The sequence below is a fragment of the Mesorhizobium sp. M0478 genome (assembly GCF_040321305.1).
In the GTDB taxonomy this organism is placed as follows: domain Bacteria; phylum Pseudomonadota; class Alphaproteobacteria; order Rhizobiales; family Rhizobiaceae; genus Mesorhizobium.
In genome coordinates this window covers 135,604-157,874 of sequence record NZ_JAMYRH010000004.1, presented here as the reverse complement: position 1 = coordinate 157,874, position 22,271 = coordinate 135,604, and the positions used below count along the sequence as shown (strand labels likewise).

The window sequence follows — 22,271 nt, the reverse complement described above, 5'->3', positions numbered from 1 at the left end:
GGTGGGTTCGGGTGTTAACTTCAGAGGGTAAAAACATGAAAAGACTGATCATTCCGATGCTGGCCGGCGCGATGTCGCTGGCCGCGTTCCAGGCAATGGCCGCCGACAAGGTGACCTTGCAGCTGAAATGGGTCACGCAGGCGCAGTTTGCCGGCTACTATGTCGCCAAGGCCAAGGGTTTTTATGAAGCAGAAGGCCTCGACGTCGACATCAAGCCGGGCGGTCCCGATATCGCACCCGAGCAGGTGATCGCCGGCGGTGGCGCCGACGTCATCGTCGACTGGATGGGCGGGGCGCTCGCCGCGCGCGAAAAGGGCGTGCCGCTGGTCAACATCGCCCAGCCGTTCAAGAAGGCCGGTATGGAGCTGGTCTGCCCGAAGGACGGCCCGATCAAGACCGAAGCCGATTTCAAGGGTCACACGCTGGGCGTCTGGTTCTTCGGTAACGAATATCCATTCTACGCCTGGATGAACAAGCTCGGCCTGAAGACCGAAGGCGGCCCGGACGGCGTCACGGTTTTGAAGCAGAGCTTCGACGTGCAGCCGCTGATCCAGAAGCAGGCGGATTGCATTTCGGTCATGACCTACAACGAGTACTGGCAGCTGATCGATGCCGGCTACAAGCCGGACCAGCTCACCGTGTTCAACTACTCGGCGATGGGCAACGACCTGCTTGAGGACGGGCTCTATGCCTCGGAAGACAAGCTCAAGGATCCGGCTTTCGAAGACAAGATGGTGCGTTTCGTGCGCGCCTCGATGAAGGGCTGGAAATATGCCATCGACAACAATGACGAGGCCGCGGGCATTGTCATGGACGGCGGTGGCCAGGACGAAAACCACCAGAAGCGGATGATGAGCGAAGTCGCCAAGCTGATCGACAATGCCGACGGCAAGCTCGACCCGGCGACCTACGAGCGCACCGCCAAGGCGCTGCTCGACCAGAAGATCATCACCAAGGCGCCGACCGGCGCCTACACCACAGCCATCACCGACAAGGCGATCAAATAAGCCTGGCCAGGCAATTTCGACCTCGAGAGCGGCGCCTTTGACCAAATGTCAGAGGCGCCGTTCCTTTATGGTGTTCATGACGAAGCTGGTCTCGATCGACGCGACGCATTTCAGCCGCGCGATCTTTTCCTTGATGAAGCGCTCGTACTGTTCGAGGCTGCCGGTCACCACTTTCAACACATAATCGCGTGACCCGGTGACGAGGTGGCATTCCAGTACCTCTTCCCAACCGCGGATGGCGTCTTCGAACATGACGATCTCGTCCTCGTTCTGGCGGCTGAGCCGGACGGTGGCGATGGCGACCATGTTCCAGCCGAAGGCGGCCGGGTCGACCAGCGTGGTATAGCCCCGGATAATGCCGGCCTCCTCCAGCCGGCGTACCCTCCTCAAACATGGCGACGGCGACAGGCCGATGCGCTCCGCAAGCTCATTGTTGGTGATGCGGGCGTCGGCCTGCAGCTCGCGCAGGATCTTGCGGTCGAAATCGTCGGCTATCTTCTGTTGCACTTTTGCTCTCGCTCGGCAATTTGTTGCCGGGATGCAGCCATGCGAGGCCGAAAATAGCAAGGACTGGTGGACCGGGATCGCATAAATTGCTGGACGAGACTCCTCCAGAACGCAGGAAAAGCCATGACCGCGCCGCGCCCGTCGAAAACCCACATCGGCAACCACAAGCTCCATCCGGAAACGTTGATGTTGAGCTATGGCTTCGATCCGCAACTGTCGGAAGGCGCCGTCAAGCCGCCGGTGTTCCTGACCTCGACCTTCGTGTTCAAATCGGCGGAGGAGGGACGCGACTTCTTCGACTACACATCCGGCCGCAAGGAGCCGCCGAGCGGCACGGCGTCCGGCCTGGTCTATTCGCGCTTCAATCATCCCAACTCGGAGATCGTCGAGGACCGGCTGGCGGTCTATGAGGGAACGGACGCCTGCATCCTGTTCTCGTCGGGCATGTCGGCGATCGCCACGACGCTGCTCGCCTATGCCCGGCCGGGCGATGTCATCCTGCATTCGCAGCCGCTTTACGGCGGCACCGAGACGCTTTTGACGCGCACGCTGTCCGGCTTCGGCATCGGCGCTGTCGGCTTCGCCGACGGCGTCGACGACAAGGCGGTGCGGGCCGCTGCTGATGCAGCGGTGGCGAAGGGGCGTGTCTCGGTCATTCTCATCGAAACGCCGTCGAATCCGACCAACAGCCTGGTCGACATCGCACTGATCCGGAAGTTTGCCGACGAGATCGGCGCAAGCCAAGGATCAACGCCGATCATCGTCTGCGACAACACGCTGCTCGGCCCGGTGTTCCAGCGACCGATCGAACATGGCGCGGATGTCTCCGTCTATTCGCTGACCAAATATGTCGGCGGCCATTCCGACCTGATCGCCGGTGCGGCGATGGGCAGCAAGGCGGTGACCAAGCCGATCAAGGCGCTGCGCGGCGCCATCGGCACGCAACTCGACCCGCATTCCTGCTGGATGCTCGGCCGCTCGCTGGAGACGCTGTCCATCCGCATGGAGCGCGCCAACGACAATGCGCGGCTCGTGGCCGAATTCCTGCGCGATCACGCCAAGGTCGAGAAGGTGCATTACCTGCCGTTCCTGGGCGAGGATACGGCAGCGGGACGGGCCTACAAGGCGCAATGCAGCGGCGCCGGGTCGACATTTTCTTTCGATATCAAAGGCGGAGAGAAGGCGGCCTTCGCATTTCTCAACGGGCTGCAAATATTCAAGCTGGCGGTGAGCCTCGGCGGCACGGAGTCACTCGCCAGCCACCCGGCGGCGATGACGCACTCCGGCATTCCCTTCGACGTGCGCCAGCGCATTGGCGTGCTGGAGACCACGGTCAGGCTGTCGATCGGCGTCGAGCATCCGGACGATCTTATCGCCGACCTGACGCAGGCGCTGGCAGCGGTCTGATAGCTCGCTTGTAGATATCAGGAAAGGGGCGATCGTCTTGGCAGCGTCGGCGGGACAGCACCCCCCTCTGTCCTGCCGGACATCTCCCCCTCAAGGGGGGAGATCAGCAGCTCTGACCATAGCGCCCTGTCTGCAACGCTGCAGATTGGCGAAGGGCGACATGACATCCAATCTCCCCCCTTGAGGGGGAGATGTCCGGCAGGACAGAGGGGGGTGTGACGGAACTCGGCTTTCGCTGCTAACTTCTCAGCTCTTGTCGCGGATCTGCGTCATCGTCCGCGTCGGCGTGATCGCCTCGGGGTCGAGCCTGATTTCGACGATCGCCGGCTTGCCGCTGGCGCGGGCACGCTCGAAGGCAGGGGCAAAATCTGCCGTGTTCTCGACCGTCTCGCCGTGGCCGCCATAGGCGCGGGCAAGAGCGGCAAAGTCAGGGTTCTTCAGATCGGTGGCGACGACACGGCCGGGATAGTCGCGCTCCTGGTGCATGCGGATGGTGCCGTAGATGCCGTTGTTCACGACGATAACGATGATCGGCAGGTCGTATTGCACGGCGGTAGCGAATTCCTGTCCGTTCATCAGGAAGCAGCCGTCGCCGGCAAAGGCGATCACGGTGCGGTCGGGATGGAGCGCCTTGGCGGCAACCGCGGCCGGCGTGCCATAACCCATCGAACCGGAGGTCGGCGCGCCCTGCGTGGCGAAGCGGCGAAAGCGGTGGAAGCGGTGCAGCCAGGTGGCGTAATTGCCGGCGCCGTTGGTGAAAATGGCGTCGTCGGGCAGAACCTTTTCCAGGTAATTCATGATCGGTCCCATCTGGACCGTGCCGGGGCCGGTCTCAGGAGGCGTCGACCAGTCGAGGTAGGCAGCGTGTGCTTTCGCTGTCTCATCCGCCCAGGCTGGCGCGGAGGCTGGCTTGCGCTTGGCGAAGGCTTCGACGAAGGCTGACGGCGCAGCGTTGATCGCCAGGGTCGGCCGGTAGACACGGCCGAGTTCGCCGGCATCGGCATGGACATGGACCAGCGTCTGGTCGGGATAGGGGCTTTTCAGCAACGTGTAGTCGGAGGACGGCATCTCGCCCATGCGGCCGCCGATCAGCAGCACCAGGTCGGCCTGCTTGATGGCGGTGGCCAGCGTCGGGTTGATGCCGATGCCGACATCGCCGGCATAGTTCGGGTGCAGATGGTCGAACAGCATCTGGCGGCGGAAGGAGCAGCCGACCGGCAGCGACCAGGCCTCGGCAATGGTGCGCATACGTGCCACCGCTTCCTCGTCCCAGCGTGTGCCGCCGAGGATGACGAAGGGACGCTTGGCTTTGGCCAGAAGCTTTTCCAAAGCATCGAGTTCGGCTTCGCCGGGCCGGGTTTCGACCGGCGTGTGCGGCAAGGCCGCGGGCGCGTCGACAAGACTGGTCAGCATGTCCTCCGGCAGCGAGACGACGACGGGGCCGGGGCGGCCCGATGTCGCGACAGCAAAGGCGCGGGTGACGAGTTCGGGGATGCGCGCGGCATCGTCGATCTCCACCACCCATTTGGCGATGTCGCCGAAGAAGCGCTTGTAGTTGACCTCCTGGAAAGCCTCGCGCTCCTTGGCGTGGCTGGCGACCTGGCCGATGAACAGGATGACGGGTATCGAATCCTGCATGGCAATGTGAATGCCGGCCGACGCATTGGTGGCGCCGGGGCCGCGGGTGACGAAGCAGATGCCGGGCTGGCCGGTCAGCCGCCCCTGGCAGTCGGCCATCATGGCGGCGCCGCCTTCCTGTCGGCAGACAATGGTGCGGATGGGCGAGTCATGCAATGCGTCGAGCACCGCGAGATAGGATTCGCCGGGCACGCAGAAGATGCGGTCGGTGCCGTTCGCCTCGAGTGCGTCGACAATCAGTTGTCCACCGGTCTTCATCGTCCAGACTTCTCCAGTTCGGCAAGAATTTCTTCGGTATGTTCGCCAAGGCGTGGCGAAGGGCGTTCATAGACCAGCGGTGTGCCGGACATCACCATCGGCGCGCGCACCGAGGGCAGACGATTGCCATGGCCATCGTCGAGGTCGAGGCGCATGCCGCGTGCGATCGTCTGCGGGTCGGCAAACATCTGGCCGATATTGTTGATCGGGCTCGCCGGCACGCTTGCCGCTTCGAGCTTGGCCAGCAACGGGTCTCGGTCCCAGTTCTTCAGCGTCTCGATCATGTGCTCGCGCAATTTCACCCGGTTGGCGACGCGGGCCGGATTGGTGGCGAAATCGGGATTCGCTGAGAGATGGTCGAGTCCGACGGCGGCGCAGAATTTGGCGAACTGGCCGTCATTGCCGACCGCCAGGATGATATGGCCGTCCCTGACCGGGACAACCTCATAGGGCGCAATGTTCATATGCGCATTGCCCATCTGCACCGGCGCCTTGCCGGAGACGAGATAGTTGAGGTTCTGGTTGCCGAGTGCGGAAATCTGCGTGTCGAACAGGGCCATGTCGATATGCTGGCCTTCGCCGGTCTTTTCGGCATGGCGAAGCGCTGCCTGGATGGCGATCACCGAATAGAGGCCGGTGAAGATGTCCGATATGGCGACGCCGGCCTTTTGCGGCTCGCGCCCGACCTCGCCGGTGATCGACATCATGCCGGCCATGGCCTGGATGATGAAATCATAGCCGGCGCGTGGGGCGTAAGGCCCGTCCTGGCCGAAGCCGGTGATCGAGCAGTAGACGAGCTTTGGATTGATCGCCTTCAGGCTCTCGTAATCGAGCCCGTATTTCTTCAGGCCGCCGAGCTTGAAATTCTCGATCAGAACGTCGGCCGTGGCAACCAGCCGGCGCACCGTCTCGGCCCCTTCCGATGTTGAGAAATCGACGGCGATGGAACGCTTGCCGCGATTGCAGGAATGGTAATAGGCGGCCGACAGGTTCTCGCCATCATGGCTCATGACGAAGGGCGGACCCCATTTGCGGGTATCGTCGCCGCCGTCGGGGCTCTCGACCTTGATGACATCGGCGCCGAGATCGGCCAGCAATTGTCCTGCCCAGGGGCCGGCCAGGATGCGGGCGAGTTCGACGACGCGGACGCCTTTCAGCGGAGGTTCAGCCATAAATCACCTAAAACGGGTCGGAACCGCAGCCTCTATCAACCCGGGATGCCGCTGTCACGGGCCTTGCGGTGGGCCAGCGATGTCAGCGTTTCAACACACCATCGGCCCACGCGGCAAAATCGTTCATGACGGTGTCGCGGTTCACCTCGTTCAGGCTTTCGTGGCGGGTGTCGGCGTAAATTTTTGAAACCAGATTCGAAAAGCCCATCGCGCGCATGCGTTTGGCGAGATGATCGATGCCCTTGCCATACTCGGAGGCCGGATCCTTCTCGCCGCCGACGATGCTGACGGGCAGGTCGCGCCTGATGCCGGCAAAGCCCGCATCCATGCCGCCTTTCTGCGTCATCTCCACGACGTCGCGCCACATCGAGATCGAGGCATCCCAGCCGCACAGCGGGTCGGCAATGTACTTGGCCACTTCAGCCTCGTCGCGCGACAGCCAGTCGAACAGCGTCTTGTGGTTGGGCACCGCCTTGCCCCAGGCCTGGAAGGTCAGTTTGGGCAAGACGCGTGAGGGAACATCGGAGCCGAGCCTGAAGCGCTCATAAGCGAGGATGGCGAGTGCAAGCTGACCAAGCAGGCCTTGTGAGAAATTGCCGTTCCAGATCGCCGCGGCGTGGACGCGCGGCGAGTGCGCCAGCAGGTAGTTGAGCGCCACCGACGCACCCATCGAATGGCCGAACAAGATGACCGGCAGGCCGGGCTGCTCCTTCGCAATCAAATCGTGGACTGCGTCGACATCGGAGATCACCTTGGCCGGGCCGCTTGTGCCGGCGAATCTGCCGAGCGGGGCATCGGGCGCCTTGGTCGCGCCATGGCCGCGATGGTCGTGGACGTAGACATGAAAGCCGCGGGTGCTGAGGTAATCGGCGAAGCGGGCATAGCGCGCGGCGTGTTCGGCCAGGCCGTGATTGACCTGGACTACCGCGCGTGGAGAGCCCCCCGCGTGCTTCACATAGAGATTGAGCGTGGCCCCGGTCGGTGAGGCCAGCGTCGTCTGCTTGTCAAATGCCATGTCTCGCTCCCTTGGCGACTGTTGGGCGACGGCGTGACCGACGTCAAGGGGAGGTCGAAATCAGCCGGCGTCACTATTGACAGTGTGCTGTCAATTTGGCTATATGACAGCATGCTGTCAAATTACATCGGGAATATGAGCATGAAAACCGTTTCGACCGTTTCGCGCCGCGCGTTTCTGCTGGCGAGCCTTTCATCCGCAATGCTCCTGCCCGGCATTGCTTCCAGCCAGACCAGGGAGACGACCATGAAGACCTCAACCATTGCCGGCCCGCAGGGCCAGCTTGCCGGCTACGACATCAAATCCGGCGGCGGCCTGCCGATCCTGTTCGCGCATGGCGATTGCAGCCGCGCCACACAGTGGAACCGGGTGATGCAGCTCACCGTAGGTGGCCGTGAGGCGGTCGCCTTCGATTTTCGCGGCCATGGCGCATCGGCGCCTGCAGCTGATGCCGACTACGGCTATGACGGCCGTGCCGACGATATTGGTGCGGTGGCCGATGCGTTCGGCCTGAAGCGGTTTGTCCTCGTTGCACATAGCGGCGGCAGTGGGGCCGCGCTCGCCTATGCCGCCGGCCATGCCGACCGTGTTGCCGGCATCCTGCTGGTCGATCCGGCGACCGATCCGCGCGCCCTGCCCAGAGAGATTCGCGACGGGTTCGTGCGCGATCTGGCGGGGCCAAACGGCGGCGATGTGCTAAGCGCTTATTACACCTTGATCGCCGGCTCCAACCCAGATGTCCGCAAACAGGTCATCGCCGATGCGGCGGTGGTCGATCCGGCGGCTCGGGCAGGCGTCGGCAAGGCGCTGGCGGAATGGAATCCCGAACCGACGCTCGACGCCTACCACGGGCCGATCTTCGTGCTGGCCACGGAGGCCAATGACAATGCGGCGGCCCTGTTTCGGCTGCGCAGCCGAATTGGCCACAGAACCGTCGCCGGTTCCGGCCATTGGGTGATGCTTGACGAGCCGGAGGCGGTGGCGGAAGCCGTCAACACCTTCGTTTCCACCATCGAGGCCGGCCAGAAATGACAAGCAGGACCGAAGCGGGAGATGTGCTCACCGAAGTGGTGCTTGCCGTGTTCCGGCTGAATGGCGGGTTTCTCGACGCGGCCGACCGGCTGGCGGAGCCTGCCGGGTTGACGGCGGCGCGCTGGCAGGTTCTGGGCGCGGTGCTGAAGGAGCCAAAATCGGTGGCCGACATTGCCCGCGACATGGGGCTTGCCCGTCAGAGCGTGCAGCGCCTTGCCGACATTCTGGCCGCCGAAGGGCTCGCCGCCTATGCGGACAACCCGGCGCACCGCCGCGCCAAGCTCCTGGCGATGACCGATGCGGGCCGGGCCGCGATCAGGGATATCGGCACGCGCCAGCATGTCTGGGCCAACCGCATCAGCGAGGGCATCGAGCCTCGCGTGCTTGAGACCGCGCTTGATCTGCTGCGTATGTTGACGAAGCGGGTCGAGGAGGGCGGGGTCTGATCGACCGAGCGATTGTTTTTTGCGGCGGACGAAAGAAATCGTAATTCTGACATGTCACACGTTTCTAGCTTGCGCTATGAAACGCTAGGAGTGCTGGAATGCGGATATCGGCGATATGGGGTGCGGTGTTGGTGGCGCTGGCCGGTGTCGGCCTAGCGCGCGCCGATGTGAAGATGAGCGGCTCCTTCGTGGCCGATGCTGCCTGTCCAGCAACCCAGGCAATCAAGAGCGGCAAGAACCCCGGCAATATCGCGACAACGGCTGGACAGAGCTACGACCTCCTGGCCGGCAACAAGGATGCGCCGACGCATTACCTCATCCGCGTGCCGGGCGCCGATCCTGAGCGTCGCTGGGTCAAGATCAGCTGCGGTCACGTCGCCGGCGGCAGCGCAGCCGCCCTGCCGGCCGCGCCCGCCGATCAGGGCAAGCCTGCGGCGCCGGCTTCAGGAAAACCCGAATATGTTTTCGCGCTGAGCTGGCAGCCGGCCTTCTGCGAAACCAAGTCGAGCAAGCCCGAATGCCAGGCGCAGACGGCGGGCGGCTTCGACGCGTCGCATTTCACGTTGCATGGGCTCTGGCCGCAGCCGAACGGCAATTTCTATTGCCAGGTGCCGGCGAGCGACAAGGCCAATGACAATCCGGCCCATTGGGCAGACCTGCCGCCGGTCGATCTCGATGCCGCTACGCGCGCCGAGCTCGACCAGGTTATGCCGGGCACCGCCTCCAAGCTCGAACGGCATGAATGGATCAAGCACGGCACCTGCTACGGCAAGAGCCAGCAGGAGTATTTTGCCGAGGCGCTGAACCTGATGCGGGCGGTGAATGCCTCGCCGGTGCGCGAGCTCTTCACCAGGAACGTCGGCAAGCAGCTGACTTCGGACCAGATCCGCAGCACCTTCGACAGCGCCTTCGGCGCCGGGGCGGGCGCGCGGGTGCGTGTCTCCTGCCTGGTCGATCCGTCGAGCGGCAGGCGGCTGATCGGCGAGCTGACGCTCGGCCTGACCGGCCCGATCGGCCCCGACAGTTCGCTGGGCACTCTCATGCTCGCCTCTGCGCCGACGACCAAGGCGGGCTGTCCGAAGGGTTCAGTCGATGCGGCCGGGTTCCAGTAGGATATCCGTCTGTCGCTTGGCAGTGACGCGGTGATATGGTCTGGATGTGTTTCATTCGGCGGGGGTGGCGATGAGTGGCATGACATCAGGCGCGCTGGCGCGGCTGGCTTTCTGGGCCAGGGGGATGACCGCCATAAAAGACGGCCGCATGGAATGGCCGGGCTTTTCCTATACCGATGCCGAGTGGGCGCGCATGCGCGTGCTTGCCGCGCCGATCGGGGCAGGCCGCTACCAGCTGTTCACTTGGGTCAATGCCGCGATCTTCATCGCCATTGCCGCGCTCGGCATCGGCTGTGTCTTCCTGCCGCTGGCGACACTTTTGTTTCCGGTGCCGGCCGAGACCAGCGCGCTCAAATTCTCGGCTCTGCTGGCGGCGTGTGCCTTCCTCATAATCGGGCTCGGCTTGCCGATCTCCATGCGCCTGTCGAGCGCGTTGGCCATCTCCCGGGAGATGCGCGCCGGTCTTGTCGGCGAAGCCGGTGACGAAGCGCTGGCAGCAAAAGTGTCTTGGCAGATCAACCGCATCATGCTGGTCATGTGCGGCCTGCTGGTGCCCGGCATTCTGTTGTTCATCGCTTATGACATCGACGCCAGTCCGATCATCACCACGCTGAAATGGCTGGCCATCGCGCTGATAGCCGTTTCAGTTGCGGTCGGCGCGTTGCAGCAGCGCAAGCGGAGCTGACAACCTTATCCGCTGACGCCACGTGTGGACAATGTCCAGGCACTGAGGTCTTCGGCATCGTCATGCGCTTCGCCGACGACGCGGTCACGCCCGGTGGATTTGGCCCTGTAGAGACGCTCGTCGGCAAGGGCGAAGAGATCGGCAAGCGAGGCTACGGTCTCGTCGACAGTGGCGATGCCGGCGCTGACGCTGATGTCGAACCGGTTTACGCACGCCTTGACGGCCTGGCGGAGGTTTTCTCCGAGCAACCTGGCGACCGCATGCGGCTGCGAGCAAAGGATGGCGAACTCCTCGCCGCCGATCCTGAAAACCTGATCGTGCGCGCCGGCCGCCTGGGTCAGTACCTGGGCGATGGATCTCAGCACCCTGTCGCCCTCGGCATGGCCGAAGCGATCGTTGATCGACTTGAAATGGTCGACGTCGACGATCAGCAGGCTGAGCGGCTGGGCCGTGCGCAGGCTGACAGCAACCAGACGTTCGCCGTCGCTGTCAAAGCGTCCCCTGTGCAAGAGGCCGGTGAGGCCGTCGCGGCCGACATGTTCGACCAGGGCTTCGTAGCGCTCGCGATAGGTCAACGTGTCGAAGACGTCGGACAGCCCGCGGGGTGCCACGACCTGACGCGTTTCGAACCATCTGAGGTAGGCGACAAGCATGGCGCTGTAGGCAAAAGCGGCACCCATCTTGGCCAACCAGCCGCCGAAGAAGACCGCAATCGGTGCGCCTGCGACGAAATGCAGGGCGGTGAAAAATCCGGCCTGGTCGAAGGTGAGCACGCAGGCGACGCAAATCAGGATGCGGGAGAACGGCGCCTTGCGCAGATAACGCCCGAGCTTTTCGTAAAGCAGGATGATCAGGATGGCGTCGATGAAGAGCAGCGTCGTGCCCCACACCATCAGCCAGCCCAACTGGTCGATGAAACCGATATCGGGAAGCTTGCCGTCGGAAAGGGCTGAAATATCGTGCAGGCGCAGGATCAGGACCAGCCCGATCATCAAGGCGTTGCCGAGCAAAAGGCCATAGATCGGCTGGCGCACCGTGGCCGCATCTTCCTTCATGTAGAGCAGAAGCAGCATCACCAGCTTGCCGGAAAACAGCACCGCCGAGCCTGGCGAGACCATGCCGAAGGGCAGGGCGACATAGAAGACGCTGGCGAGATAGGTTTCGAGGAAATGCATGGCGCCCAGCGCGCAGACGAAGACGCCGAGGCCGATGCGATCCCTGAAGCGGAACAGCGTGACCATGACGCTGAAGTAGACGACCGCTTCGGCAAGGAGCAGGAAACTGTTCAGCACTACCTTCGGTCCGATCTCTACTTTCGATCGCGACAGGCCAGCGATCGATCCTGTTTTGACGCTGAAGGGTTAACCGGGGATTTCAACGCTCCCTACAACCGGCGGAAAACTTAACGTGCGGTGTACACCCGGCTTGAAATGGCAAAAGCGATTGCCGTTCGGCCCGGCATCGCCTACATAGCGGCCAACCTCCATTCAATCCGACATTTTCGGTCAATCATCAAGGAAAGCGCGCGTGGCACGCCAGTTCATCTATCACATGGCCGGCCTCAACAAGGCCTATGGCACCAAGAAGGTGCTTGAGAATGTCCATCTCTCCTTCTATCCCGACGCCAAGATCGGCATCCTCGGCCCCAACGGCTCGGGCAAGTCGACGATCCTCAAGATCATGGCCGGGCTCGACAAGGAGTGGAACGGCGAAGCGTGGCTCGCCGAAGGCGCCACCGTCGGCTATCTCGCGCAGGAGCCGGCGCTCGATGCCAACAAGACGGTGTTCGAGAACATCATGGAAGGCGTCGCCGCCAAGACCGCCATCATCGAGCGCTACAACGAATTGATGATGAACTACTCCGACGAGACGGCTGACGAGTCGGCCAAGCTCCAGGACGAGATGGACCGGCTCAATTTGTGGGATCTCGAACAGCAGGTCGAGATGGCGATGGAAGCGCTGGGCTGCCCGCCCAAGGATTCCGAGGTCACCAAGCTTTCGGGCGGTGAGCGCCGCCGCGTCGCGCTCTGCCAGCTGCTGCTGCGTCAGCCCGACCTCTTGCTGCTCGACGAACCGACCAACCATCTCGACGCCGAAACCACGGCGTGGCTCGAAAAGCATCTGCGCGCCTATCCGGGCGCCGTGATGATCATCACCCACGATCGCTACTTCCTCGACAATGTCACGGGATGGATCCTCGAGCTCGATCGCGGCCGCGGCATTCCCTATGAGGGCAACTACACCAAATACCTCGAAGCCAAGGCCAAGCGCCTCAAGCAGGAAGGTCGCGAGGACGACGCCCGCCAGCGCGCCATCGGCCGCGAGCGCGAGTGGATCCAGTCCAGCCCGAAAGCCCGCCAGACCAAGTCCAAGGCGCGTATCCAGGCGTTCCAGGAGCTGCTGGATGCAGCCGACAAGCGGCGTCCGAGCGATACGCAGATCGTCATTCCGCATGGCGAGCGGCTCGGCAATGTGGTGATCGAGGCGGAAGGCTTGTCGAAGGGCTTTGGCGACACGCTGTTGATCGAAGGCCTGGAATTCAAGCTGCCGCCAGGCGGCATCGTCGGCGTCATCGGCCCGAACGGCGCCGGCAAGACGACGCTGTTCCGCATGATCACCGGCCAGGAAACGCCGGATGCCGGCTCTGTCCGCATCGGCGAAACGGTGAAGCTCGGCTATGTCGATCAGAGCCGCGATGCGCTCGATCCGTCAAAGACCGTCTGGGAAGAAATCTCGGGCGGCGCCGAAGTGGTCAAGCTCGGCAAGTTCGAAGCCAACACCCGCGCCTATTGCGCATCGTTCAACTTCCGTGGCGGCGACCAGCAGCAGAAGGTCGGCAACCTCTCCGGCGGCCAGCGCAACCGCGTGCATCTGGCAAAAATGCTGAAGACCGGCGGCAATGTGCTGCTGCTCGACGAACCGACCAACGATCTCGACACCGAAACGCTGGCGGCGCTCGAAGACGCGCTGGAAAACTTTGGCGGCTGCGCCGTCATCATCTCGCACGATCGTATGTTCCTCGACCGGCTGGCCACCCACATCCTGGCCTTTGAAGGTGACAGTCATGTCGAATGGTTCGAGGGCAATTTCGAGGACTACGAGCAGGACAAGATCCGTCGTCTCGGCCCCGAAGCCGTCAACCCGCACAGGATGACCTACAAGAGGCTGACGCGGTAAGGGAGCAACCGGGGCGGCGAATTTCTCAACTGATACGAGGAAAGCTTGAATGACCGACTGGTCAGCCGCCCAATATCTGAAATTCGAGGATGAGCGCACACGGCCGGCGCGCGATCTTGTTGCGCAGGTGCCGGTGGATTTCCCGCGCCGGGTGGTCGACATCGGCTGCGGCCCGGGTAATTCGACCGAGCTGCTGGTCGAGCGCTGGCCGGATGCTGATATCAGCGGCTTCGACACCTCTCCCGACATGATCGAGAAGGCGAAGGCGCGCCTGCCCAGCGTCAATTTCGACCTCGCCGATGCCTCGACATGGCGACCGGCCGAGCCGGTCAACGTCATCTTCGCCAACGCGGTATTCCAGTGGCTGCCCACCCACCCGGTAGTGTTTCAGCGGCTGATGGGCTTTCTCGCCCCCGGTGGCGCGCTCGCCGTCCAGATGCCCGACAATCTGCTTGAGCCGTCGCATCAGGTGATGCGCGAGACGGCCGCCGAAATGCCGTTCGCCGCCAAGATGGCAGGTGCTGCGCGCGGACCGCTGCCGGCGGTGTCGTTCTATTATGATCTCTTGTCGCCGCTCTCCGACCGGGTGGATATCTGGCATACGGCCTACAATCATCCGCTGACCGACGCCGAGGCGATCGTCGAATGGGTGAAGTCGACGGGGCTGAAGCCTTTCCTCGATCCGCTGGACGCCGACGAGCGCAAGATCTTCCTCGACAGCTACACGGCCAAAATTGCCAAGGCCTATCCGAAGACCGCAAACGGCAAGGTGCTGCTGCGCTTCCCGCGCATTTTCATCGTCGCCAAGCGGGCCGGCTAGCACTCCCGATGACATCCGGCCACAGCCTATGGTTTAAGCCGGCGTAAACCGGTGGGGTGAGAAAAGTGTTGTGTCGCGCCCCCTGGTCGTTCACATGAGAACGACAACGCCTGCGCATGGACGGACTGGATATGCATCGCGTCATCATCAGCGGCATCGGCGTTGAAATCCCTGAAGCCAAGATCACCAATGAAGAACTGGTCGCCAGTTTCAACGCTTGGGTCGACACGGAGAATGCGCGCCGGCAAGGCCCGGATGAGACGCTGCTGCAGAAATCCGACAGCGCCTTCATCGTCCATGCCTCAGGCGTCCAGACCCGGCATGTCATCGAGCGCGAAGGCATTCTCGATCCGACCCGCATGGCGCCGCGCATTCCGGCGCGGCCCGATGATGCGCTGTCGCTGCAGGCCGAGTTTGGAGTGGCCGCGGCCCGGAAGGCGCTCGACCATGCCGGCCTGAAGCCGTCCGACATCGACCTGGTGATCTGCTCGGCCTCGCACCAGCAACGGCCCTATCCGGCGATCGCCATCGAAATGCAGGAGGCGCTGGGCACCAAGGGCGCCGGCTTCGACATGGGGCTTGGTTGTTCATCGGCCGCGGCCGCCTTGCACATTGCGGCCAATCTGGTCCGGGCGGGCGCGCACAAGCGCGTGCTGGTGGTCACGCCGGAGATCATCACCGGCCATCTCAATTTCCGCGACCGGCAGACGCATTTCATCTTCGGCGATGCATCGGTGGCGATGGTGGTCGAGGGGCTGGGCGAGGGCGAGAGGCGGCCGGGGCGTTTCGAGGTGCTGGACACGCGCACCTGGACGCAGATGTCGAACAATATCCGCACCAATCTGGGCTATCACACCCGCACCGCCCAGGACGATCCTTACATGATCAACCTCGAAGGCAATCTGATCAAACAGGTCGGCAACAAGGTGTTCAAGGAAGTCACCGTCGCCGGCCACAAATTCATTGTCGAATTCCTCGCCGAGCACGGGCTGACGCCGCAAGCCATCAGGCGATTCTGGCTGCATCAGGCCAATGCGCGAATGAACGCCATGATCCTGAAACTAGCCTTCGGCCACGAGGTCGACCATGACCGCGCGCCGATGGTGCTGGAGCGGCTCGGCAACACCGCCGGCGCTGGCGCCATCATCGCGCTGTCGGAAAACCACGCCGACATGAAGCCCGGCGATTTCGGCGTGCTGTGCGCCTTCGGCGCCGGCTATTCGATCGGCGGCGCGCTTTTGCGGATGCTGTAATCAGGCCGGCATGAACGGCACCAGCATCGGTACGCTGCGGGCATAATCGTCATAGGCGTTGCCGAGTTCTCCGCGCAGAAAGCGTTCCTCCAGCCTTGCCTTCATGACGATGCCGATGGACGCTATCAGCCGGTTTGATCGAATCATCATCGCTTTCGACTGGACCCGAGCCCACGGCTACGGCTATTTGCGACGTCATCCTGCAGAAGGAACGAAGCCATGCTGGACCTCTTCCCGGAGTCTGAGAAGCCGGTCGACATCATCCCCGCCAGGAAGCTGTCCGCCAAAGTGGCCGCTTTGTACGTCGCACCGTCGAATCACTTCCAGACGCGCCCGGTGGAAGCATTGCAGCTCGGTTTCGAAGGCATCGACGGCGACTTCCACGCCGGCGCCACCCGTCGTTCCGGCGGTCGCGAACCCTGGTATCCGCGCGGCACCGAAATCCGCAACGAGCGGCAGATATCAATCGTAGCAGCGAATGAACTCGGCGTCGTTGCCGAGCGGATGGGGCTGGCCGAGATCAAGCCGGAATGGATCGGCGCCAATCTGCTGATCGAAGGCGTGCCGCATCTCTCGATGCTGCCGTCAGGCACGCTGCTGTTCTTTAGAGGTGGCGTGACGATCAAGGTTGATGCGCAGAACGGGCCTTGCCGGCTTGCTGGACGTTCGATCGCCGAAAACGCCGGGATGGCCGATCGGGAGGCCGGCGCGCTGGCCTTCCCGAAGGCGGCGAAACGGCTGCGCGGCCTCGTTGCCTGGGTCGAGAAACCGGGTCGTATGACAACAGGGGAAGAGATCTCGGTGCGCGTGCCCGAGCAGTGGATTTATCGATCCTAGTACCGGGCTAGGGCACGGGCTGCGCCGCCGGGGCGACGCAGCCGAATTTCAAGACGCGCTCAGGCCGCCTTGCGGTTCTTCTTGGCGCCCTGCGCCTCGACGGAAAGGTGGTCCCACTTTTCCCAAAGCGCGATGCGGTTGGCGTATTCCTGCTTGATCATCGGCAGGCCACCATCGCCGAAGAAGACGCGCAGCGGCGGCTCGGCCGCGTCGACGATTTCAAGCATCGCCGGTCCGGTGGCCTCGGGGTCGCCGGCGACCGAGTTGGCGCGGCGTTCCGCCATCTTGGCGCGGGCCGGCGCGTAAGCCTCGATCGCTTTGGAGACCTTGGCCGAGGCGCCGGACCAATCGGTGGAGAAGCCTCCCGGTTCGACAAGCGTCACATGGATGCCGAATTCGGCGACCTCGATGCTGAGCGACTGGCTGAAGGCTTCGAGCGCCCATTTCGAGGCATGGTAAAGGCCGAGCGACGCAAAGGCGTTGACGCCGCCGATCGACGAGATCTGGATGATATGGCCGGAGCCCTGCGCCCGCATGATCGGCAAAGCCGCCTGGGTGACCCAGAGCGCGCCGAACACATTGGTTTCGATCTGGTCGCGGGCTTCCTGTTCGCTGACTTCCTCGATGGCGCCGAAATGGCCATAGCCGGCATTGTTGATGGCGACGTCGAGCCGGCCAAAGCGCTTGTGCGCCTCGGCGATGGCCGCATCGACAGCCTTCTTGTCGGTGACGTCGAGCTTGATCGCGGCGACATTATCGCCGTATTTCGCGACGAGATCGGCGAGCGTGCCGGCATCGCGCGCGGTTGCGGCGACACGGTCGCCGCGGGCGAGTGCGGCCTCGGCCCAGACTCGGCCAAAGCCTTTCGACGATCCGGTGATGAACCAAACCTTGCTTGTCATGACGTGGAATCCTTGCCCATGCGGGCCGTGAACTGGGAAGCGGAGGCTTCTCCGCTTCCGCGATATACGGTGCGTCGAGCGATTTTCCAGAGGCGAGGGGGAATCTTTTTGGTCACGACATCGTGTGGAGCAGGACCTTCGCCGGTCAGGGATAGCGCACCGGGCTCGACCAGGCCGGGTCGTCATGCTTTTGCCAGTAGAGCGCCATCAAGCGCTTTGTGATCCCGCCTATCTTGCCGTCGGCGACAGCAGCGCCGTCGATCACTGTCACCGGCATGATGCCGCCGGCCGTGGAGGTGATGAAGACTTCGTCGGCTCCCTTCAGTGCGGTGACGCTGACATCGACTGGAGCGGCGACAAGGCCTGCCTCGGCGCAAAGGTCGAAGACGGTGCGCCTGGTGATGCCGGGCAGCACGCCGGCGGCTGGCGTCGACAGCCTGCCGTCCTTGACGCAGAACACGTTGAAGCCGGGGCCTTCGGCGACATTGCCATTGAAGTCGAGAATCAATGCGGTTTCGGCCCCACGGTCATAAGCGTCGTAGAGGCCGCGCACGAGGTCGAGCCAGTGGTAGTTCTTGATCGCCGGATCGATCGAGACCGGCGGAATGCGCACCCTGTCGCTAATGGCGACATGCAGGCCGCGCCGCAACTGCTCGGCATTGGCGACCGAGCCGAAGGGAACTGCGAAGGCCATGAAGCGGTTGACCGCCTGGCGCGGATCGCGGCTGAAGGTCGGCGAGGCGCCGCGTGTGCACAGCATTTCGACATAGGCGGCGCGATGGCCCGACAGCGCCACGCAATTGTGCAGAATCTCGGCCACACCATCGCGGTCGGACGGGATCGTCATGCGCAGTTTTTGCAAGCCGGCGAAGAAGCGGTCGAGATGCAGGTCGAGTCGGAAGAAGCTCCCGTCCCAGACATGCACGGTGTCGTAGGTGGCGTCGGAATGCAGAAAGCCCCAATCCAGCACCGAGATCTTGGCTTGCGACATCGGCAGATACTGACCATCGAGAAAGGCGATGCCGTCGGGATAGGAATGCGGATCGATATGGCGATCCGACAAAGCCGGCAATGGCACAATGCTACCGGCTGCTGCGCTTCGGTTCATGGCGATTGGTCCCTTCGGCTTGATGCGGCAGAGTCAAGCTAGTGGTCCCCTGCAGGCGGCATAGGGCCACCCAACCATCGCTGTTTGTCCTAGGTAGCACATTCGATATGCCCTATGGTCCGGCTTGAAAATATCCGGCCGGGAGGGGCAAAATGGGCAGATCTTTTCGGACCATCAGCTTTGCAATTTTCCTCGTCTTCGTCACTGGCCATGCCTTCGCGCAATGCGCTCGCGAGGGCGAGGCGCTGTGCCAGAACGGCCAGACCTATCGTTGCGAGAAGACGGGCAGCGAGCTGACGCCGATCTTTCAGAACGTGCCTTGCGTGGTCAACGCGGCGGGGCTCAACGGCGTCTGGACCGGCAGCGGTCATCAAAGTCCGGCCGGTGCTGCCGGCGCCGATTGGGCGATCGCAATGACAATCGGCGATGGCGCCGCGTCGATCGACTATCCGTCGCTCGGCTGCGGCGGATCGTTGACCCAGATTTCTCGCGACGACAGTTCGGCGGAATACCGGGAAAACATCAGCTACGGCCAGGACAAGTGCATCGACGGTGGCGGCATCACCGTCCGATTTTTCAAAGGGAACCTGTCCTGGACCTGGGTTGGCCAGGCCGACGGCCAGCCCTACAATGCGGTTGCCGTATTGAAGCGACGGTAGCTGAAGTTATTCCTCTTCGTCCTCTGCATCGAGCAGGCGCGTGGCGCGCCAACGGGTCAGCACCGTGTTTGTTTGCTCGATGACGAAGAACCGCGCCGAGTCGCGGTCATAGCCCTCGGCCAGCAGCTTTTCATAGTCGGTATGGCCGTGCCTGATATGGGCGATCGTCGCCAGCCAGACCGCGATGCCCGGCGGCAGCGTCTTCATGTGCACGGCGCCGGCCTCGGTGCGGATTTTCTCCATATCGGCATAGGGCGCCAGGGGCAGCAGTGCGGTCAGCGCCTTGGCGATGGCGCGGCGGCGGCCGGTGGGCGCGCTCATTTTTCGTCACGCCCGGCAATGGTCGCCTCGGGAAAGGCGTCGGTCGAGGCGAAATAGGGCTTGATGTCGATCACCGGGGTGGCGTCGAGCACATCGATGGCGTCGATGGCGATGCGGCCGTGGTCGATGTCGACGGCGATCAGGCCGGCGATATGCAGCCCGACTGGGTTCGGCCGGGCAGGGGAGCGCAGCGAGAAAACGCCTTTCGGCTCAGCCGCATGGCGGGGTCTCTGGACAATCAGTGCCCGCGGCGCGTGATGCAGCCAGGACAGGATGACGATGTGGCTGGCCCGCTCCAGCGCAAGCAGGCCGTCGCGATAGGCAGGGTCGATGAGAACCGTGGCCGCCTGTCCGGCCTCGTGCGCCGCGCGCATGTTCTTTGGGCAGGTTTGCCTGGATGTCCATGGCGAGGCGATGCGGCCGATGAACACGATATGGCCATCCGCCGGCATGTCAGCCGGGTCAGTCTGCAGGAGCTTTTCGCCGTCGCGCGTCTCGAACATGGCTTTCGCCCTAGCACAAGTTTGCAGCCGATCGTCAGGGAAAAGCGGTTCTCTCGGGCGGGGACCATGTGTGCGGCATTTTCTTGTCAGGAAGCGACATAGGCCTTGCTATGCCGCCAAAGCTGACATAAACATATGTTTATATCTTTTCAACGAGAATACGCCAATGCATGTTTCGCTCGATACGATGGTTGATACGTTGAAGGCTGCGGCCGAATCGAGCCGGCTCCGCATCCTGGCGCTGCTGTCGCGCGGCGATCTCACCGTGTCCGACCTCACCGAGATCCTCAGCCAGTCGCAACCGCGGGTGTCGCGGCATTTGAAGCTGCTGCTGGAGGCCGGGTTGATCGGCCGCTACCAGGAGGGCTCGTGGGCCTTCTTCCGGCTGTCGGATACGGATTCCGCGCGCGACTTCGTCATGGGGCTCGTCTCTGGCATTCGCGGCGCCGATCCACAGGTCGAGCGCGATCTCGAGCGGTTGGCATCGGTCAAGCGCAAGCGCCAGGACCGTGCCGCCGAGTATTTCTCCGAGAACGCCGCCAGCTGGGATCACATCCGCTCGCTGCATGTGCCGGACCGCGCGGTGGAAGCCGCACTCCTCAAGCTGGTCGGCAAGCGGCCATTCCGGTCGATGCTAGACCTCGGCACCGGCACCGGGCGGCTGCTGGAGATATTCTCACCGCTCTACCGGCGCGGCGTCGGCATCGACATGTCGCGCGAAATGCTGACGGTGGCGCGGGCCAATCTCGACAAGGCAGGCATCGCCAATGCGCAGGTCCGCCAAGGCGACATTTTCGCGCCGCCGGTCGAGCGCGACGCCTTCGACCTCGTCACCATCCATCAGGTGCTGCACTATCTCGATGATCCGGCACGCGCCATTCGCGAGGCGGCGCGGCTGCTGCGTCCGGCGGGCCGGCTGGTGATCGTCGACTTCGCGCCGCATGCGCTGGAGTTCCTGCGCGACCAGCACGCGCATGTCAGGCTGGGCTTTTCCGACCGGCAGATCTCCGAATGGTTTGCCGAGGCCGGGCTCGATCTCGAGGATGCCCAGGAATTCGAGCCGCGCGGCGGCAACGAAGCCAGGCTCACCGTCAAACTGTGGCTCGGCCGCGACCGCCGCATGCTGATGGCCGAGCCTTCAAATGACACCCAACCCACCAAAGCGTACCCTATGGGGGAAATCGCCTGATGAACCAGTTCCGCTTTTCCCGCCGTCCCGACATTGGCGACAAGGTCCGCGTCTCCTTCGAGTTCTTCCCGCCGAAGACCGACGAGATGGAAGCCAGGCTCTGGGACACCGTCACCAGGTTGGAGCCGCTGAAGCCGAGATTCGTCTCGGTGACCTATGGCGCCGGCGGCTCGACGCGGGAGCGCACGGCGCGCACGGTCAAGCGCATCCTGAACGAGACGACGCTGACGCCGGCGGCGCACATGACCTGCGTCGACGCCGCCCGCCATGAGGTCGACGCCGTCGTCCGCGAATTCGCCGACATGGGCGTGAAGCGCTTCGTCGCCTTGCGTGGCGATCCGGCGGCCGGTGTCGGCACCGCCTACCGGCCCCACCCCGATGGCTATGCCAATGGCGCCGAACTGGTTGGGGCATTGAAAGACGCCGGCGATTTCGACATCTCGGTCTCGGCCTACCCGGAAAAGCATCCGGAAAGCCCGGACTTTGCCACCGACTTCGACATGCTGAAGCGCAAGGCCGACAATGGCGCGACGCGGGCGATCACCCAGTTCTTCTTCGACAACGATCTCTACGAGCGTTACGTCGAGAAGGCGCGCCGCGCCGGCATCTACATCCCGATCGTGCCCGGCATCCTGCCGGTGCACAATTTCACCCAGGTCGCCAATTTCTCGGCACGCTGCGGCGCGCTGGTGCCGGCATGGCTGGCCGAGCGTTTCGAAGGGCTGCACAACGATCCGCAGACGCATGCGCTCGTGGCGTCTGCCGTGGCGGCCGAGCAGGTGCTCGATCTCGTCGAGCGCGGCGTCAGCGACTTCCATTTCTACACCATGAACCGGGCCGACCTGGTGTTTGCCATCTGCCATATGATCGGCATCCGCTCCCACGAAACAGAGGCAGCTGGATCCGCCGCCGCCTGAGCTTCATCGTGGTATGAAATCTGAAATGCAAAAGGCCGGGTGTTTCGCCCGGCCTTTCGAATTTGTGGGCTATTGCTGCTGTTCTTCCGCTCCGGCGGTTACGGAAGAACACCTATGATAAGGGCGCCAATGAAGGCAAATGCAGCACAGATCATCAATGCGTTGATTGGCCTCGTAAGTCCCATGTCATAGTCTCCTCTTCAAGAGCTATGGGTGGAGTCTAGGGGCATTTGTGCCACAGGCAAGCGGAAAATATGCTGCAATGCGACGCGATTGTGGAATTTGCGACCTGCCACCTGTCGTTAA

23 protein-coding genes are annotated in these 22,271 nt (G+C 63.2%); 13 read left to right on the top strand and 10 right to left on the bottom strand.

The window, feature by feature from the left end:
• The first annotated feature begins 35 nt into the window (after nucleotides 1–35).
• Nucleotides 36–1,007, top strand: coding sequence for an ABC transporter substrate-binding protein (locus NKI64_RS11940; RefSeq protein WP_023682178.1), 972 nt, complete (start codon nucleotides 36–38; stop codon nucleotides 1,005–1,007).
• A 48-nt stretch (nucleotides 1,008–1,055) separates the two neighbouring features.
• Here the strand turns inward: NKI64_RS11940 and NKI64_RS11935 are convergent, their stop codons facing one another.
• On the bottom strand, nucleotides 1,056–1,514 hold the full coding sequence (locus tag NKI64_RS11935; protein WP_023682177.1) for an Lrp/AsnC family transcriptional regulator: 459 nt from the start codon (nucleotides 1,512–1,514) through the stop codon (nucleotides 1,056–1,058).
• A gap of 123 nt (nucleotides 1,515–1,637) precedes the next feature.
• On the opposite strand from NKI64_RS11935, the gene NKI64_RS11930 reads away from it, so the two are divergent.
• Nucleotides 1,638–2,921, top strand: coding sequence for a cystathionine gamma-synthase family protein (locus NKI64_RS11930; RefSeq protein WP_023668225.1), 1,284 nt, complete (start codon nucleotides 1,638–1,640; stop codon nucleotides 2,919–2,921).
• A 246-nt stretch (nucleotides 2,922–3,167) separates the two neighbouring features.
• Here the strand turns inward: NKI64_RS11930 and NKI64_RS11925 are convergent, their stop codons facing one another.
• From NKI64_RS11925 to NKI64_RS11915, 3 genes are all read right to left on the bottom strand, one after another.
• A complete protein-coding gene (locus tag NKI64_RS11925; protein ID WP_023735984.1) occupies nucleotides 3,168–4,817 on the bottom strand; it encodes a thiamine pyrophosphate-binding protein in 1,650 nt (549 codons plus the stop codon).
• Entirely contained in the window at nucleotides 4,814–5,989 is a 1,176-nt protein-coding gene (locus NKI64_RS11920; protein WP_023725387.1) for a CaiB/BaiF CoA transferase family protein, read from the bottom strand. Before NKI64_RS11920 ends, NKI64_RS11925 begins: the two co-directional genes overlap by 4 nt.
• A gap of 82 nt (nucleotides 5,990–6,071) precedes the next feature.
• Nucleotides 6,072–7,004, bottom strand: coding sequence for an alpha/beta fold hydrolase (locus NKI64_RS11915; RefSeq protein ID WP_023725386.1), 933 nt, complete (start codon nucleotides 7,002–7,004; stop codon nucleotides 6,072–6,074).
• 141 nt (nucleotides 7,005–7,145) lie between these two features.
• On the opposite strand from NKI64_RS11915, the gene NKI64_RS11910 reads away from it, so the two are divergent.
• The 4 genes from NKI64_RS11910 to NKI64_RS11895 all read left to right on the top strand — a co-directional run bounded on the left by NKI64_RS11910 (nucleotide 7,146) and on the right by NKI64_RS11895 (nucleotide 10,279).
• A complete protein-coding gene (locus NKI64_RS11910; protein WP_352668095.1) occupies nucleotides 7,146–8,036 on the top strand; it encodes an alpha/beta fold hydrolase in 891 nt (296 codons plus the stop codon).
• Entirely contained in the window at nucleotides 8,033–8,482 is a 450-nt protein-coding gene (locus NKI64_RS11905; RefSeq protein ID WP_023725383.1) for a MarR family winged helix-turn-helix transcriptional regulator, read from the top strand. The genes NKI64_RS11910 and NKI64_RS11905 overlap by 4 nt, the downstream gene beginning before the upstream one ends.
• A 98-nt stretch (nucleotides 8,483–8,580) precedes the next feature.
• Nucleotides 8,581–9,594, top strand: coding sequence for a ribonuclease T2 family protein (locus NKI64_RS11900; RefSeq protein WP_023725382.1), 1,014 nt, complete (start codon nucleotides 8,581–8,583; stop codon nucleotides 9,592–9,594).
• Nucleotides 9,595–9,664: 70 nt separating this feature from the next.
• Nucleotides 9,665–10,279, top strand: a complete 615-nt coding sequence (locus NKI64_RS11895; protein WP_352463559.1) for a hypothetical protein — start codon at nucleotides 9,665–9,667, stop codon at nucleotides 10,277–10,279.
• Nucleotides 10,280–10,284: 5 nt separating this feature from the next.
• Here the strand turns inward: NKI64_RS11895 and NKI64_RS11890 are convergent, their stop codons facing one another.
• Nucleotides 10,285–11,571 carry a GGDEF domain-containing protein gene (locus NKI64_RS11890; protein ID WP_023725380.1) on the bottom strand — a complete coding sequence of 429 codons (1,287 nt, stop codon included), beginning with the start codon at nucleotides 11,569–11,571 and terminating at the stop codon, nucleotides 10,285–10,287.
• A gap of 235 nt (nucleotides 11,572–11,806) precedes the next feature.
• Between NKI64_RS11890 and ettA the strand changes: the two genes are divergently transcribed.
• The 3 genes from ettA (at nucleotide 11,807) to NKI64_RS11875 (ending at nucleotide 15,529) form a co-directional block, all read left to right on the top strand.
• A complete protein-coding gene (gene ettA / locus NKI64_RS11885; protein WP_023725379.1) occupies nucleotides 11,807–13,456 on the top strand; it encodes an energy-dependent translational throttle protein EttA in 1,650 nt (549 codons plus the stop codon).
• A 49-nt stretch (nucleotides 13,457–13,505) separates the two neighbouring features.
• Nucleotides 13,506–14,276, top strand: coding sequence for a trans-aconitate 2-methyltransferase (tam, locus tag NKI64_RS11880; protein ID WP_023725378.1), 771 nt, complete (start codon nucleotides 13,506–13,508; stop codon nucleotides 14,274–14,276).
• A gap of 131 nt (nucleotides 14,277–14,407) precedes the next feature.
• Nucleotides 14,408–15,529, top strand: a complete 1,122-nt coding sequence (locus NKI64_RS11875) for a beta-ketoacyl-ACP synthase III (protein ID WP_023714787.1) — start codon at nucleotides 14,408–14,410, stop codon at nucleotides 15,527–15,529.
• Here NKI64_RS11875 and NKI64_RS11870 read toward each other — a convergent pair whose 3' ends face one another.
• Nucleotides 15,530–15,676, bottom strand: coding sequence for a hypothetical protein (locus NKI64_RS11870; protein WP_245262584.1), 147 nt, complete (start codon nucleotides 15,674–15,676; stop codon nucleotides 15,530–15,532).
• A 72-nt stretch (nucleotides 15,677–15,748) separates the two neighbouring features.
• On the opposite strand from NKI64_RS11870, the gene NKI64_RS11865 reads away from it, so the two are divergent.
• Complete coding sequence (locus tag NKI64_RS11865; protein WP_023725377.1) at nucleotides 15,749–16,366, top strand: MOSC domain-containing protein; 618 nt, start codon at nucleotides 15,749–15,751, stop codon at nucleotides 16,364–16,366.
• 59 nt (nucleotides 16,367–16,425) lie between these two features.
• On the opposite strand, the gene NKI64_RS11860 is transcribed toward NKI64_RS11865, so the two are convergent.
• A complete protein-coding gene (locus NKI64_RS11860) occupies nucleotides 16,426–17,268 on the bottom strand; it encodes an SDR family oxidoreductase (protein ID WP_023688012.1) in 843 nt (280 codons plus the stop codon).
• A gap of 145 nt (nucleotides 17,269–17,413) precedes the next feature.
• On the bottom strand, nucleotides 17,414–18,376 hold the full coding sequence (locus NKI64_RS11855) for an aminotransferase class IV (protein ID WP_352668091.1): 963 nt from the start codon (nucleotides 18,374–18,376) through the stop codon (nucleotides 17,414–17,416).
• 152 nt (nucleotides 18,377–18,528) lie between these two features.
• On the opposite strand from NKI64_RS11855, the gene NKI64_RS11850 reads away from it, so the two are divergent.
• Nucleotides 18,529–19,035, top strand: a complete 507-nt coding sequence (locus NKI64_RS11850; RefSeq protein ID WP_023682159.1) for a hypothetical protein — start codon at nucleotides 18,529–18,531, stop codon at nucleotides 19,033–19,035.
• Nucleotides 19,036–19,041: 6 nt separating this feature from the next.
• On the opposite strand, the gene NKI64_RS11845 is transcribed toward NKI64_RS11850, so the two are convergent.
• Together NKI64_RS11845 and tsaA are read right to left on the bottom strand one after the other, a co-directional pair.
• Complete coding sequence (locus NKI64_RS11845; protein ID WP_352668089.1) at nucleotides 19,042–19,356, bottom strand: DUF2293 domain-containing protein; 315 nt, start codon at nucleotides 19,354–19,356, stop codon at nucleotides 19,042–19,044.
• Nucleotides 19,353–19,859, bottom strand: coding sequence for a tRNA (N6-threonylcarbamoyladenosine(37)-N6)-methyltransferase TrmO (gene tsaA, locus NKI64_RS11840; RefSeq protein WP_352668087.1), 507 nt, complete (start codon nucleotides 19,857–19,859; stop codon nucleotides 19,353–19,355). Before tsaA ends, NKI64_RS11845 begins: the two co-directional genes overlap by 4 nt.
• A 166-nt stretch (nucleotides 19,860–20,025) precedes the next feature.
• Here tsaA and NKI64_RS11835 point away from each other — a divergent pair, with 166 nt between their 5' ends.
• Together NKI64_RS11835 and metF are read left to right on the top strand one after the other, a co-directional pair.
• Entirely contained in the window at nucleotides 20,026–21,048 is a 1,023-nt protein-coding gene (locus NKI64_RS11835; RefSeq protein WP_352668084.1) for an ArsR/SmtB family transcription factor, read from the top strand.
• Entirely contained in the window at nucleotides 21,048–21,965 is a 918-nt protein-coding gene (gene metF, locus NKI64_RS11830) for a methylenetetrahydrofolate reductase [NAD(P)H] (protein ID WP_023688016.1), read from the top strand. The genes NKI64_RS11835 and metF overlap by 1 nt, the downstream gene beginning before the upstream one ends.
• The last annotated feature ends 306 nt before the right edge of the window (nucleotides 21,966–22,271 follow it).

Excerpts from the sequence above, each read along its gene's own strand:
- NKI64_RS11835 (WP_352668084.1), top strand. The coding sequence starts at position 20,026 with ATGCATGTTTCGCTCGATACGATGGTTGATACGTTGAAGGCTGCGGCC.
- NKI64_RS11905 (WP_023725383.1), top strand. The coding sequence starts at position 8,033 with ATGACAAGCAGGACCGAAGCGGGAGATGTGCTCACCGAAGTGGTGCTT.
- NKI64_RS11870 (WP_245262584.1), bottom strand. The coding sequence starts at position 15,676 with ATGATTCGATCAAACCGGCTGATAGCGTCCATCGGCATCGTCATGAAG.
- NKI64_RS11940 (WP_023682178.1), top strand. The coding sequence starts at position 36 with ATGAAAAGACTGATCATTCCGATGCTGGCCGGCGCGATGTCGCTGGCC.
- NKI64_RS11895 (WP_352463559.1), top strand. The coding sequence starts at position 9,665 with ATGAGTGGCATGACATCAGGCGCGCTGGCGCGGCTGGCTTTCTGGGCC.
- tam (WP_023725378.1), top strand. The coding sequence starts at position 13,506 with ATGACCGACTGGTCAGCCGCCCAATATCTGAAATTCGAGGATGAGCGC.
- NKI64_RS11875 (WP_023714787.1), top strand. The coding sequence starts at position 14,408 with ATGCATCGCGTCATCATCAGCGGCATCGGCGTTGAAATCCCTGAAGCC.
- NKI64_RS11930 (WP_023668225.1), top strand. The coding sequence starts at position 1,638 with ATGACCGCGCCGCGCCCGTCGAAAACCCACATCGGCAACCACAAGCTC.
- tsaA (WP_352668087.1), bottom strand. The coding sequence starts at position 19,859 with ATGTTCGAGACGCGCGACGGCGAAAAGCTCCTGCAGACTGACCCGGCT.
- metF (WP_023688016.1), top strand. The coding sequence starts at position 21,048 with ATGAACCAGTTCCGCTTTTCCCGCCGTCCCGACATTGGCGACAAGGTC.
- NKI64_RS11850 (WP_023682159.1), top strand. The coding sequence starts at position 18,529 with ATGGGCAGATCTTTTCGGACCATCAGCTTTGCAATTTTCCTCGTCTTC.
- NKI64_RS11860 (WP_023688012.1), bottom strand. The coding sequence starts at position 17,268 with ATGACAAGCAAGGTTTGGTTCATCACCGGATCGTCGAAAGGCTTTGGC.
- NKI64_RS11855 (WP_352668091.1), bottom strand. The coding sequence starts at position 18,376 with ATGAACCGAAGCGCAGCAGCCGGTAGCATTGTGCCATTGCCGGCTTTG.
- NKI64_RS11900 (WP_023725382.1), top strand. The coding sequence starts at position 8,581 with ATGCGGATATCGGCGATATGGGGTGCGGTGTTGGTGGCGCTGGCCGGT.
- NKI64_RS11865 (WP_023725377.1), top strand. The coding sequence starts at position 15,749 with ATGCTGGACCTCTTCCCGGAGTCTGAGAAGCCGGTCGACATCATCCCC.
- NKI64_RS11925 (WP_023735984.1), bottom strand. The coding sequence starts at position 4,817 with ATGAAGACCGGTGGACAACTGATTGTCGACGCACTCGAGGCGAACGGC.
- NKI64_RS11920 (WP_023725387.1), bottom strand. The coding sequence starts at position 5,989 with ATGGCTGAACCTCCGCTGAAAGGCGTCCGCGTCGTCGAACTCGCCCGC.
- NKI64_RS11845 (WP_352668089.1), bottom strand. The coding sequence starts at position 19,356 with ATGAGCGCGCCCACCGGCCGCCGCCGCGCCATCGCCAAGGCGCTGACC.
- NKI64_RS11915 (WP_023725386.1), bottom strand. The coding sequence starts at position 7,004 with ATGGCATTTGACAAGCAGACGACGCTGGCCTCACCGACCGGGGCCACG.
- NKI64_RS11910 (WP_352668095.1), top strand. The coding sequence starts at position 7,146 with ATGAAAACCGTTTCGACCGTTTCGCGCCGCGCGTTTCTGCTGGCGAGC.